The sequence below is a fragment of the Undibacterium hunanense genome (assembly GCF_014284335.1).
Lineage (GTDB): Bacteria > Pseudomonadota > Gammaproteobacteria > Burkholderiales > Burkholderiaceae_D > Undibacterium > Undibacterium hunanense.
Map to the genome: position 1 here is coordinate 19,870 of NZ_JACOGF010000025.1, position 12,988 is coordinate 32,857.

10 protein-coding genes are annotated in these 12,988 nt (G+C 52.4%); 3 read left to right on the forward strand and 7 right to left on the reverse strand.

Annotated features, from left to right (window positions below; genetic code table 11):
* Window positions 1–112: 112 nt before the first annotated feature.
* The 7 genes from secF to queA form a co-directional block, all read right to left on the reverse strand.
* Window positions 113–1,135, reverse strand: a complete 1,023-nt coding sequence (gene secF, locus H8L32_RS26780; protein ID WP_186950929.1) for a protein translocase subunit SecF — start codon at window positions 1,133–1,135, stop codon at window positions 113–115.
* A 33-nt stretch (window positions 1,136–1,168) separates the two neighbouring features.
* On the reverse strand, window positions 1,169–3,046 hold the full coding sequence (secD, locus tag H8L32_RS26785; protein WP_186950930.1) for a protein translocase subunit SecD: 1,878 nt from the start codon (window positions 3,044–3,046) through the stop codon (window positions 1,169–1,171).
* 78 nt (window positions 3,047–3,124) lie between these two features.
* Window positions 3,125–3,391, reverse strand: coding sequence for a preprotein translocase subunit YajC (gene yajC / locus H8L32_RS26790; RefSeq protein WP_230412436.1), 267 nt, complete (start codon window positions 3,389–3,391; stop codon window positions 3,125–3,127).
* Window positions 3,392–3,755: 364 nt separating this feature from the next.
* Window positions 3,756–5,189, reverse strand: coding sequence for a YdgA family protein (locus H8L32_RS26795; RefSeq protein WP_186950932.1), 1,434 nt, complete (start codon window positions 5,187–5,189; stop codon window positions 3,756–3,758).
* A gap of 143 nt (window positions 5,190–5,332) precedes the next feature.
* Window positions 5,333–6,856, reverse strand: a complete 1,524-nt coding sequence (locus H8L32_RS26800; protein ID WP_186950933.1) for a flavin monoamine oxidase family protein — start codon at window positions 6,854–6,856, stop codon at window positions 5,333–5,335.
* 136 nt (window positions 6,857–6,992) lie between these two features.
* The gene (gene tgt, locus H8L32_RS26805) at window positions 6,993–8,126 is read right to left on the reverse strand and encodes a tRNA guanosine(34) transglycosylase Tgt (RefSeq protein ID WP_186950934.1); all 1,134 of its coding nucleotides are present in this window, start codon (window positions 8,124–8,126) and stop codon (window positions 6,993–6,995) included.
* Window positions 8,119–9,183, reverse strand: a complete 1,065-nt coding sequence (gene queA / locus H8L32_RS26810) for a tRNA preQ1(34) S-adenosylmethionine ribosyltransferase-isomerase QueA (protein WP_230412434.1) — start codon at window positions 9,181–9,183, stop codon at window positions 8,119–8,121. Before queA ends, tgt begins: the two co-directional genes overlap by 8 nt.
* A gap of 251 nt (window positions 9,184–9,434) precedes the next feature.
* On the opposite strand from queA, the gene recG reads away from it, so the two are divergent.
* The 3 genes from recG to H8L32_RS28395 all read left to right on the forward strand — a co-directional run.
* Window positions 9,435–11,621 (forward strand): ATP-dependent DNA helicase RecG, encoded by a 2,187-nt coding sequence (gene recG, locus H8L32_RS26815; protein ID WP_186950936.1) that lies wholly within the window; start codon window positions 9,435–9,437, stop codon window positions 11,619–11,621.
* A gap of 35 nt (window positions 11,622–11,656) precedes the next feature.
* Entirely contained in the window at window positions 11,657–12,145 is a 489-nt protein-coding gene (locus H8L32_RS26820) for a GNAT family N-acetyltransferase (RefSeq protein ID WP_186950937.1), read from the forward strand.
* A gap of 701 nt (window positions 12,146–12,846) precedes the next feature.
* Window positions 12,847–12,988: transposase (locus tag H8L32_RS28395; protein WP_408058966.1), on the forward strand; the 142-nt coding region annotated here is incomplete at its 3' end.

Sequence of the window (12,988 nt, forward strand, 5' to 3'; positions counted from 1 at the left end):
GAAATGCTAACAAAGAAAAAGCCAGCACAAAGGCTGGCTCTCATTTTAGATACCTTCCGTTACATGGAAGCGACAGAGTTTCATGCTATTAAACAAAGCGTTTATACAAGGTTTAGACAACTGCGCCATCCGTATCATCTTTTTCTTTGACAGGCTTGATCAGGTCTTCCCGTTTCACGCCCAGCCACATCGCAATCGCAGCAGCCACGAAAACAGAAGAATAAATACCGAAGCAAATACCTATCGTCAGCGCAACAGCGAAATAGTGCAGCGTCGGACCGCCAATCAGCAGCATCGACAAGACCATCATCTGGGTACAGCCATGGGTGATGATGGTACGTGAAATGGTACTGGTAATGGCGTTGTCTATCACTTCCGTCACCGACATCTTGCGCTGTTTGCGGAAATTTTCACGAATACGGTCAAAAATAACCACCGATTCATTCACCGAATAACCCAGTACCGCCAGTACCGCTGCCAGCACCGACAGATTGAATTCCCATCCGAAAAAGGCAAAGAAACCAAGAATGATAATTACGTCATGCAAGTTGGCGACAATAGCCGCGACTGCGAATTTCCATTCAAAACGTATGGCCAGGTAAATCATCACGCCCAGTATCACAAACAGCAAGGCCATCAAACCGTCATGCGCCAGTTCGTCACCCACCTGGGCACCAACCAGTTCTACCCTTTGCAATTTCACCGGTTCATTCTGGGCAGCGTCCTGGCACACCATTTTGCCAGAACCGGCACCACTTTCAGCATTGCCTGCCAGTTTGGTCAGGCTGCCGTTTTCCATTTTGCACAAGGCTTCAAACACAACGTCAGAGACAGGGGCTTTGGCATCTTTCTTGGTTTCCGGCAAACGGATCACCACGTCTTGCGCCTTACCGAAAGTCTGCACTGGCGAATCGTCAAAACCCAGGTGCTCTACCATTTTACGAATGCCGTCAACATTCGCAGCCTTCGGGTAGGTCACTTCCATGACCGTACCACCGGTAAATTCAACCGAGAAATGCAAGCCCTTGTGCAGCAGGAAAAACACGGCTGCCACAAAGGTCAATGCAGAGATGACATTAAATATCAGCGCATGGCGCATGAAAGGAATGTCTTTTTTAATGCGGAATAATTCCATGATGTAGTCCTGTATTCTTGTTTGGCTGTGCGCTTATTTCACAACATCTTCTGTTGGCTTCCAGATCTGGCCAATAGAAATGGACGACAGTTTCTTTTTCTTGCCATACCACAGGTTAACTACACCGCGCGATACAAACACAGAAGAGAAAATGGAAGTGGCAATACCCAGGCAATGCACGACAGCGAAGCCGCGAATTGCGCCGGAACCAAACACCAGCAATGCCAGACCTACGATCAGCGTTGTCACGTTGGAATCCAGAATGGTCGCCCAGGCATGACCAAAACCTTCTTCGATGGCTTTTTGCGGTGTTTTGCCAGCCCGTAACTCTTCCCGTATCCGTTCATTGATGAGCACGTTGGCATCAATCGCCATACCCAGCGCCAGCGCAATCGCAGCAATACCTGGCAATGTCAGTGTCGCCTGTAAGCGTGACAGCAAGGCCACCAGCAGCAACAGGTTGACCGACAGGGCCAGCACGCTGAAGAAGCCGAACATCATGTAATACGCCATCATGAAAATCGCAATCGCGGCAAAACCATACAGCGTGGAATTGCGACCCTGCTTGATGTTTTCCACACCCAGTTGCGGGCCTATCGTGCGTTCTTCGATAATTTCCATTGGTGCAGCCAGCGAACCGGCACGCAGCAACAGGGCCAGGTCACCTGCGGCAGCGGTGGAACCCATGCCGGTAATGATGAAGCTGTTGCGCAATTCATCATTGATGGTTGGTGCAATCAGGACCTCGCCCTTGCCTTTTTCAAACAGGACAATCGCCATGCGTTTGCCGATGCGGGTGCTGGTAGCACGTGACATCTTGCGGCCACCGTCGCCATTCAGGTCTACACTGACGGCCGGTTGCTGATGCTGATCAAAACTGCCTGTTGCATTGGTGATGTCGTCACCCGTGATGACCGGATCCTTGGTCAGGATAAGGTTTTCACCACGATTGGATTTGAACATTTCTGAACCAAATGGCACAGGTGTATTGGCATCAACCGGACCGATCACGCTGTCATCAAGCAAACGTACTTCCAGCGTCGCCAAACGGTTGATAATGCTCTTGGCACGTGCCACGTCCTGCACACCAGGCAATTGCACAACGATACGGTCAGCGCCTTGTTGCTGAATAATCGGTTCTGCCACACCCAGTTCATTTACACGCTTGGACAGGGCAGTAATATTTTGCTTGATGCCTTCAGCCACCACGTCTTTGAGTGCCTTGGCCTTCAAACTGACATGCAGATTGAATTCGCTGGCATCTGTACTTGCCACATCCAGCAAATCGACATCAGTCATGCTACCGGCCAGCACTGCCTTGGCCTTGTCACGCGTCGCCACATCGCGGAACTTGATCAGGATCTGATCGCCTTCACGACTGACACCAGCATGACGTACATCCTTGTCGCGCAAGGTGGCACGGGTGCTGGACAGCAAACCCTGAACACGTTTGTTCAGCACCGCCTTGGTATCCACCTGCATCAGGAAATGAACACCACCGCGCAAATCCAGGCCCAGATACATAGGCAGGGCATGCAGGCTTTGCAACCAGTCAGGTGTATTCGGCAACAGATTGAATGCCAGCGTATAGGACGGATCGGACGGATCGTTATTCAGTTCTTTTTCCAGCAAGGCCTTGGCTTTGAACTGGGTATCCGTGTCTTCGAAACGCACCCGTATCGTGCCTTGCACGCCGTTGTTCTCGTAAGCCAGGCCCTTGTTTTTCAAACCGCCCTTGGTCAGAGCCTGCTCTACGGCAGGCATCATGCTGGAGTCAATTTTGAGCGTGGCTTTGGCGCTGCTGATCTGTACCGCGGGTGATTCGCCAAAGAAATTCGGGGCTGTATACAAGGCACCAAACACCAGCGCAATCAGAATCAGTAGGTACTTCCAGAGTGGATAGCGATTCATAATGGGAAAAATAATGGGAAGCTAAAAAGCACAACGCAGCCCAGAGGATAATCGGACTGCGTTGCCTGTGTTCGCTGATTAAAGCGCTTTAATCGTGCCCTTGGGCAGCAACATCGTAATGGCGACTTTCTGAACCACGATTTCTGTGTCCTCAGCCACTTCAATGGTGACATAGGCATCAGTAACCTTGGTCACTTTACCCAACACGCCGCCGGAGGTGATCACTTCATCATTCTTGGCCAGCGCATCCATCATGGAACGCTGTTCTTTCTGACGTTTCATCTGTGGACGTATCATCAGGAAATACAGCACCACAAACATCAGAATAATCGGCAGGAAACTCATCAGGCCACCATCAAGACCGGCACCAGCAGATTGCGCGTAAGCGTTGGAAATAAACACGTTCAGACTCCTGTCATTTTAATAATACTTAACCCGTTTTGCGACACAAAACCGGATACATTTTGTTGCAATTAGTGGTATATAGCGCCAAAAGTTTAATTTTCAATTGGCAAAGCTCCGTATTTTAGCACTGCAAGTAGCAATTGCTTTCAATTGTCAGCATATACGGGATGATTCAGGGCCGGGAAATGAGAAAAACAGCTTGCTGTCTGGATTTATTATTCTTATAACTACAATTTAAATAAGGGCAACATTGTAATGTCGCCCTTATGTCGCCCTTATGTTGCCTTTATGATTTATGTTGTCATTATGATCCTGGTCGCTGGAAGGCTTTGCCGTTCACTGTCAATTTTCCCTGCGCCCATTCAAGCCTGGAATTGAGCAGCTTGCCATTGCGATTGATATAACCCTGTTCGACAAAGCTGGCAATTTGCTGATTCATCGCATCCAGCGCAGCCTTCTGCATATCCGGGTCTTTTTGCGTAGCCCCGCTCAGTTTGCTGACCAGTACATCTGTCAGGGTAATGTCCAGAGTACCCTGCACCTTGGGGTACAGGGCCATGATGTTGCTGATGTCGGTAACATTGGCATCGACCAGTTTCATTCCACCTGTCAGCTTTGCCTCGCCGTCGCTGGTGACGATGCTAATACGTTCCAATACCAGTTCTGGCTGACCATTGATGATGGTCGGCCCCACCTGCTCCCATACAGCCTTCAGGGCTGCCATTTTTTCAGGATCGGCCGTAGCACCGGAATAAGCAGTAGAAATCTGTGCAATGGAGGGTGCATGCAAGTGTTTCAGACCATAGTCGTAATGGAAGTTGCTGAATTCCTGCTGATCAAACATGAATTTGCTGACACCCAGCCTGGCAAACACGGACAGGAAATCATCCTTGATGCTGGCATCGGTGCTCAGGCTCAGTTGCTGCATGGAAAAGCCCTTTTTCGCATCTGTCTTGTCGCTGACACTGATACTGGCCAGCGTGGCCTCGGATTTGCCTACATACAAAGGACCGGTCGGATAGGCCTTGCTGGCATCACCCTTGACAGTGATGGCCCCCATCTTGAATGACTGGCCTTCCAGACTGTCCACCGTCAAACCGGGAACATACAGAGCGACACGGAAACTTTTATAATCCTTGTCAAAATCGACTTCCAAATTCACGCCCTGCCAGGTCAGCTTATCGCGATCCCTTTCGGTAATAGTGGAAAAAGCCGGGCTGGATAAGCTCACATGCCCGGCACCACCATAGGTCAGAGTGGAATTGATTTGCAAGGGATTGGCATTGCCGAATATTTTTTCCAGTTGTGCCTTGCTGGCCGGGTCCAGTACCAGTTCGGTCTTGATGGAAGCGGCACCGAAGCTACGGAAGCCCGGGAAGGGACCATGCTGGATACGGCTGATAAAACGCAGTTGCACTGACGGCAACTGTCCACCGCTGGCAGCCTGGGCTGCTGGCGTCGCAGGGTCAGGGCCTGAACTCTCCCCAGCGCCAGGCGGGACCACAGGACCAGGTTTTGGAATGCTCGCCAGGTTCAGTTCTACGGTAGTGTCTTCGACCGAAGAGAAAATACCACGCTGATAGTCCTGCTTAACGATTTTGATAAATGGCGTCTGCGCGGGCTGGTCCTTTGCCGCCATCAGATTGGACGCGACACGTTTCCCCGTGTACCAGGATGCGGCAGGATAGGCCACCGCCAATACCACCACCAAAGCGATCCAGCGTGCACTTATTTTCACAGATTTTCTCCGTAGTGGCTAAAACGCCTGTTATGAATGAGAGAAGAAAGTGTAACAAGCTTCATTTAGCTTGTCATTGTTACACGCTCAAATACATATATAACTTCTGCGTCAAAACCACACTTGCGTCCACGGATGCTACATCAGGTACTTCGTATGGTCGCCAATGCCAGTTCAGAGCTGTTCAGCGCCCCCTCAACAAAGCCCTGATAATCGGAATATGCCTCACCAACAATGTGGATATTCTTGGCACCACTACCGAAGTCAAAAGCCTTGAACACGTCCATGACTTTCCATGAACGCACTCCCGGCTGCCAGCCATGATTGGCAGCGCCGTACGGTGCCCTGGCCCAGTCGCGGATACCATAGGTGACGATGGAGTTTTTGATATGGGTGCGGGTCTCTTCCAGTGATTTTTCTTCAAACATGTGCTGGGCCTGGTCTGTCAGCTTCAGGCCTGAACGTTTGATATCCACCAGGCGTTTTACATCGCGTGCCACGAACAGTGAAAAGGCATCGACGATTTTGACGTTCTGGTCGATTTCGGCCCGGTCATGGCGCTCGGACTCCATCACATAATGTTTCCAGAATTCGGTCGACGGGCGATCCATATACAGCAAGACCATGCCATGACCATCCTTGTCCTTGCCTTGCGGGCGACGGAAATAATGAATTTCGCGGGTAGGCAGACAACTCGCATATTGTTGCGGCCTTTGGGAATAATCCCACCACGGTGAATCCGTCACAAAAAACAGTTTCAGCATGGGAAAACCGTTGACAGCATCCAGTTGCGACGCCACATGTTCCGGCAGGCAGGAAGCCAGTTTCATCAGCGGCATTCTGGGCAGAGCCAGGATCAGTCTATCTGTCTGCAACTGTATGCTGCCGCTCTTGGTACGCACTTCCAGCTCCAGCAGGGGCTGGCCCATGGCAACCTGCCGGAACCCGGTCAACATATGGCCGCCAGCCAAAGTCACATTGCTTGAACTGCGCAATTTTGCCATCAGGCTTTCAGTGAGCTTGGCGGTACCGCCATCGACACTGGCCAATTGCTGGCCCACGGTTTTCAATGCGCGCAACCACCAGATGATCCACTCTATGGCATTCAGGTTTTCCGGAATCATGTGATAGAAGGTGCCGGTATCCCGCAACTTGGTCAAGGCCAGGTGGCTGAGCACGCCTTCGGCGGACAAGGCATTCCAGAAGCCCATACTCCACAGCGGCTGGCCATTGAGTTGCGCATGTTTGCGCATGCGCTGGTAATCGGCTTCGGTCTGGTTATCTATCCAGGCCTGGTCTTGCGGTTCCTGTCCCATCACCAGCATGATGCCGCGTTTCAGCAATTGCAGGGAATTGAGGCCCATTTCTTCCGCAGGCAAATCATAAGTGGGGGCATTGACTTCTTCACCTTCGGGGCCGCTGAACTCGGTCAGTTTCACGCCCAGGTCGCGGCACAGCTTATCAAAGCGTGGCTGCAAGGTGGGCTCGAAGCGCATCGGCCCCCATTCGGCAATGAAACCGTCGAGATCTTCGGTTTCTATACGGCCACCCCAGCGATCGGATGACGCCTCCAGCACCACCACTTTTTGCCCTGCCTGTGCAAGACGCCAGGCGCAATACAAGCCGGAAATGCCGCCGCCGGCAATAATCACGGGATGATAATTCATATCAGACCTCTGGAATTAATTTGTCCTCTTGGACGAGAGCGCCATTTTGCCTGCAAGCGCCCAGAATATAATTCGAAAAACTGACTCTGTCCCGCTTATTTACCGTATTAAATAAGACACCGTGTCAGATACCCTGTCAGACGCCGCGTGCCCGGTCAGCATGGAACTGTTGGACAAACTCAGGGAAGCGCTCATCGTCGAGTGCTTTACGGATGTTTTTCATCAAATCCAGGTAGTAATGCAGATTGTGGATGGTGTTCAAACGCGCGCCCAGGATTTCGCCGGTGCGGTGCAAATGATGCAGGTAAGCACGCGAAAAGTTCTTACAGGCGTAGCATTCACAGGTCGCGTCCAGCGGTTCTTTTTCTTCCTTGTAGCGCGCATTCTTGATTTTGATATCGCCAAAGCGGGTGAAAATCCAGCCGTTGCGTGCATTACGGGTAGGCATGACGCAATCGAACATGTCTATGCCATTGGCCACACCAGCCACCAGGTCTTCCGGTGTACCGACACCCATCAGATAATGCGGCTTGTTTTCTGGCAGCTTGGGGCCGACATGCGCCAGCACGCGCATCATGTCTTCTTTCGGTTCACCAACAGACAGGCCACCAATGGCGATGCCGTGGAAATTGATTTCATTCAAACCCGCCAGTGATTCATCACGCAGATGCTCAAACATGCCACCCTGAACGATGCCAAACAAGGCGTTCGGGTTTTCACCCTGGTTGAATTCGTCAATCGAACGTTTGGCCCAGCGCAAGGACATGCGCATGGATTTGCCGGCTTCTTCTGTCGTCGCCGGACGGCCATCGATTTCATACGGGGTGCATTCATCAAACTGCATGACGATGTCAGAATTCAGGGCGCGCTGGATTTGCATGGAAATTTCTGGCGACAGGAACAGGCGTTCGCCACTGATGGGTGACGAAAATTTGACGCCTTCTTCCGTAATCTTGCGCATCGCCCCCAGCGAAAATACCTGAAAACCACCAGAATCAGTGAGAATAGGTTTATCCCAGCCCATGAAACCATGCAGGCCGCCAAACTTGTTCAGCACATCCGTGCCGGGACGCAGCCACAAATGAAAGGTATTACCCAAAATGATGTGAGCATCGATTTCTTTCAATTCCAGCGGCGACATGGCCTTGACCGAACCATAGGTACCAACCGGCATGAAGATAGGTGTTTCGATTTCACCATGGTTGACTTTGACACGGCCGCGACGGGCAGCAGTGGTTTTATCTTTTTTGATCAGTGTAAATTCAAGCATGGTCTTCCCCGGAGGAATTGGTCAGCAGCATGGCATCGCCATAGCTGAAAAAACGGTATTGATGGGCAATCGCATGCGCATAGGCAGCGCGGACGCGATCATAACCGGCAAAGGCCGACACCAGCATCATCAAAGTGGATTTTGGTAAGTGGAAATTGGTGATAAGCCGGTCCACGGTTTTAAATACATAGCCTGGCGTAATGAACAGACGTGTGTCATCACTGCCTGCCTGCAAGGCACCGCTTTGCGAGGCCGATTCCAGCGCACGCATGCTGGTGGTGCCTACAGCGACCACCTTGCCACCTGCCGCTTTGGTAGCGCGCACCGCGGTCACGGTGTCATCTGGCACGGTATACCATTCGCTGTGCATCTGGTGATCTGCCAGGTTTTCGGTACGCACGGGCTGGAAAGTGCCTGCGCCCACATGCAGGGTTACATAAGCCAGTTTGATGCCTTTATCCTGACAACGTTGCAACAGCGCCTGGTCAAAATGCAGGCCAGCCGTAGGCGCAGCGACTGCGCCCGGCACGCGGTTATACACGGTCTGGTAACGCTGCTCATCAAAATCATCGGCATCATGCTCGATATACGGCGGCAAAGGCAGGCGGCCATAGGTTTCCAGCAGGGTAAAGATGTCCGATGGAAAATACAGGGTAAAGAATTCACCCACGCGTTCACCCACAAGCACATCAAAACTATCGGCCAGACGGATTTTGCTGCCCGGCAGCGGCGACTTGGAAGCGCGCATTTGTGCCAGCACGCTACGCTCCTGTTCATTGTTGGAGAGAACACGCTCAACCAGCATCTGTATCTTGCCACCGCTTTCCTTGACGCCGAAAAAGCGCGCCTTCAGCACACGGGTGTCATTGAATACCAGTAAATCACCTGCCGACAACTGGTCTATGACATCGGCAAAATGCCGGTCTGTCAATTGATCACCGTCAACATGCAACAGGCGCGAGGCCGTGCGGTCGGGCAAGGGTGTTTGCGCGATCAGGGCATCGGGCAGTTCAAAATCGAAATCACTCAGGGAATAGCGCATGCAAATATCAGACATCAGACAAAATTCAGGGTCAATAGCCGAAAAGCCATAGAAAGCTGCTGCACACTGTATAAAATATCAGTAGAATACAGCTTATCAGGTAAAAACTGTTCTAATTGATACTATTTTTTGACGACAATATCTTGCTTCATCATGAAATCATGAATCTAGACACTCCCGATACAATCAATACAATACGGACACAGTTTTCCAGCTATCCTTATATAAAAAATAAGCTAACGGCAAAACCCACCATTTTACACCCCATGGCCGCTGAAGACCAAAGTGCAAAAACAAACGCAGAAAATGCGCCTTCCGGCCAGCAGACGCCTGCTACAGCAGAATTGCCGGTAGAAGCCACAAAAACAACAGCAAAAACAGCCGCAAAAAAAACCAAAACTGTCGCCAGCAAAGCAAATAATGGCAGCAGTGCCAGCAAGATCAGTGAAAAACTGGCAAAACTGGGCTTGCGTAAAGACATGGATTTTATCCTGCACCTGCCCATGCGCTATGAAGATGAGACTGAAATCGTCAACATGCGTGACGCCTCTTTTCGCGGTGGCAGCAGCGTACAGGTAGAAGGCGTGGTCACCGAATGCGATATCCAGTACCGCCCGCGACGCCAGTTGGTGGTGACCATCGCCGATGACACCGGGCAAGTGGTAATGCGCTTTTTAAATTTCTATGGCAACCAGACCAAGCAGATGGCGGTTGGCATACGCATACGCGCCAGGGGCGAATTGCGACATGGTTTTTTTGGTGCCGAAATGGTGCACCCACATTACAAGGTCGTCAATGAAGGTGCGCCGTTGCCAACCGCCCTTACCCCTGTCTACCCTTCTGGTGAAGGCGTGCCGCAAGCCCTGCTGCGCAAGGCCATCGCCAATGCCATGACACGCGTCAACTGGCGCGACACCCTGTCCCCTGCCCGACTGAGCGCGCTGGGTCTGCAAGATTTTGAAAGCAGCATACGCGTGCTGCACAACCCGCCGTCTGACGTCGACCAGTACAGCCTGATCGAACGCGAACACCCCGCCTGGGAACGCATGAAGTTTGATGAGCTGCTGGCCCAGCAATTGTCACTGAAGCGCGCCCAGATCACCCGCCGCAGCAAAGGGGCGAATGCCTTGCCGCTGGTTGGCGAACTCAGCAATGCCTTCTTGCTGAACCTGCCGTTTTCGCTGACCAGGGCACAGGAAAAAGTACTGGCCGAGATACGCGCCGATTTGCGCGAGGCCTACCCCATGCAACGGTTGTTGCAGGGTGATGTCGGCAGCGGCAAAACCATTGTTGCTGCCCTGGCGGCAGCGCAAGCGATAGACAATGGATTTCAGGCGGCGCTGATGGCACCGACTGAAATCCTGGCGGAACAGCATTTCAGAAAAATCGCCGCCTGGCTGGAACCACTGGGTGTAAAAACTGCCTGGCTGACCGGCAGCCTGAAGAAAAAAGAAAAAGACGCCGCCAACACCCTCATCAGCTCTGGCGAAGCACAACTGGTGATAGGTACCCACGCCCTGATACAGGACAGCGTGCAATTCAAAAAACTGGGCCTGGTGATTGTCGATGAGCAGCATCGCTTTGGTGTCAGCCAGCGCCTGAACCTGGCCAACAAAACTGAAGCAGGCAAGGTGCCGCATCAACTGATGATGTCAGCCACCCCCATCCCCCGTACCCTGGCCATGACGTATTATGCCGACCTGGAAGTATCAGTAATCGATGAACTGCCGCCAGGCCGCACGCCCATCGTCACCCGCGTGATAGACCAGAACCGCCGCGATGAAGTCATCGCCCGCGTGCAGGCAGCAGGTCAGGAAGGCAAGCAAGTCTACTGGGTCTGCCCGCTGATCGAAGAATCCGAAACCCTGCAATTGCAAACCGCCACCGACACCCATGCCATGCTGGCAGAAGCCCTTCCAGAACTGCGTGTGGGCCTGGTCCATGGCCGCCTGAAACCAGCCGAAAAACAGGCCACGATGGAAGCCTTCATTCGCAATGAAAGCCAGGTACTGGTGGCCACTACGGTGATTGAAGTCGGCGTCGATGTCCCGAACGCCAGTCTGATGGTCATCGAACATGCCGAACGTTTTGGCCTGTCGCAATTGCATCAGCTACGTGGCCGCGTAGGCCGCGGTGCTGCCGCCAGCGTTTGTCTGCTGCTGTACCAGGGCCCGCTGGGTGGTACCGCCAAACAAAGGCTGGCCACCATGCGTGAAAGCAATGACGGCTTTGAAATCGCCCGCAAGGATCTGGAATTGCGCGGCCCCGGCGAATTCCTGGGTGCGCGCCAGTCTGGCGAAGCCATGTTACGCTTTGCCAATCTTGAAACCGATCAATGGCTGGTAGAAAAAGCCCGCAACCTGGCCGACGATTTACTGAAGAACGACCCCGCTACCGTCATCGCCCATCTGGAGCGCTGGCTAGGTTATAAAGAAGAATTTTTACGCGTTTAGTACGGACAACTACGGACAACCACGGACAACCAGACATGCTCACCATCACCAACGCCGACCTGAACAACCCCACCCATGCCACCGACCTGGTACACATGCTCAATATGTATGCGCTGGACCCCATGGGCGGCAACGAAGCCTTGTCCGACTATGCCCAAGCCAACCTGATCAAAGAATTAAAGCAACGCAACACCGTCCGCGCCATCCTCGCCTACGTAGACGACCAGGCCGCCGGCTTCGCCATCTGCATAGAAGGTTTCTCCACCTTCGCCTGCAAACCCCTGCTGAACATCCACGACTTTGCCGTGCATCCCGACTTTCGCGGGCAAGGCGTAGCACAGGGCATGATGCAACACCTGAGCACCCTGTCCAGGGAACTGGGTTATTGCAAGATGACGCTGGAAGTATTGGAGGGGAATACGCGGGCGCAAAACCTGTATCGCGCTGAAGGCTTTGCGCCTTATGAGTTGAATCCGGAATTTGGTGGGGCGATTATCATGCAGAAGAAGATTGTTACTGACTGACATCGGTACGAATTTTTCGGCTGGCCGTATGCTTAATGACGTCGCTCCAGCGAAGGCTGGAGGCTAGCGGCGTTTGTTGTATGCCGTACTTTGATTAAAAGATTGCTCTTCGGGGATACAAGCCGGGCATCAGCCGATCAGCGGCACTCATCATATCGTCGCTCCAGCGAAGGCTGGAGTCCAGTGACGTTTGTTATATGCCGTACTTTGATTAAAAGATTGCTCTTCGTGGATACAAGCCGGGCATCAGCCGATCAACGGCACTCATCATATCGTCGCTTCAGCGCAGGCTGGAGCCCAGCGGCTTTTGTTGCATGCTGTACTTTGATTAAAAGATTGCCCTTCGTGGATACAAGCCGAGCGTCAGCCGATCAGCGGCACTCATCATATCGTCGCTCCAGCGAAGGCTGGAGTCCAGTGACGTTTGTTGTATGCTGTACTTTGATTAAAAGATTGCCCTTCGTGGACACAAGCCGGGCATCAGCCGATCAGCGGCACTCATCATATCGTCGCTCCAGCGAAGGCTGGAGCCCAGTGGCGTTTGTTGCATGCTTGAGTTGTTATTAAAACGATTGCTCTCCGTAGATACAGGCCGGGTCTCGGCCCGGCGGCCGAAATACTTTCTTTGCTTCCCCTCCATGTCAGGATAGATGTCGCGTCATCAGAAATCCAACCCGGTGGAGGGCGGAAGATAGAGTAAGATGAAACGAGTACGCTATACAGCAGAACAAAAAGAATGGGTAATACAACAAATGACGCCGCCCATCAATCGTGCCATTGTGGAGTTAGCCCAAGCCACAGGAATCACTACTCCCACTCTGCGAATTTGGCAGAAAGAAGCGA

Bases quoted from the DNA above. Each gene is read 5' to 3' on its own strand.
- secF (WP_186950929.1), bottom strand. From the start codon at position 1,135: ATGGAATTATTCCGCATTAAAAAAGACATTCCTTTCATGCGCCATGCG.
- secD (WP_186950930.1), bottom strand. From the start codon at position 3,046: ATGAATCGCTATCCACTCTGGAAGTACCTACTGATTCTGATTGCGCTG.
- yajC (WP_230412436.1), bottom strand. From the start codon at position 3,391: ATGAGTTTCCTGCCGATTATTCTGATGTTTGTGGTGCTGTATTTCCTG.
- H8L32_RS26800 (WP_186950933.1), bottom strand. From the start codon at position 6,856: ATGAATTATCATCCCGTGATTATTGCCGGCGGCGGCATTTCCGGCTTG.
- tgt (WP_186950934.1), bottom strand. From the start codon at position 8,126: ATGCTTGAATTTACACTGATCAAAAAAGATAAAACCACTGCTGCCCGT.
- queA (WP_230412434.1), bottom strand. From the start codon at position 9,183: ATGTCTGATATTTGCATGCGCTATTCCCTGAGTGATTTCGATTTTGAA.
- recG (WP_186950936.1), top strand. From the start codon at position 9,435: ATGGCCGCTGAAGACCAAAGTGCAAAAACAAACGCAGAAAATGCGCCT.
- H8L32_RS26820 (WP_186950937.1), top strand. From the start codon at position 11,657: ATGCTCACCATCACCAACGCCGACCTGAACAACCCCACCCATGCCACC.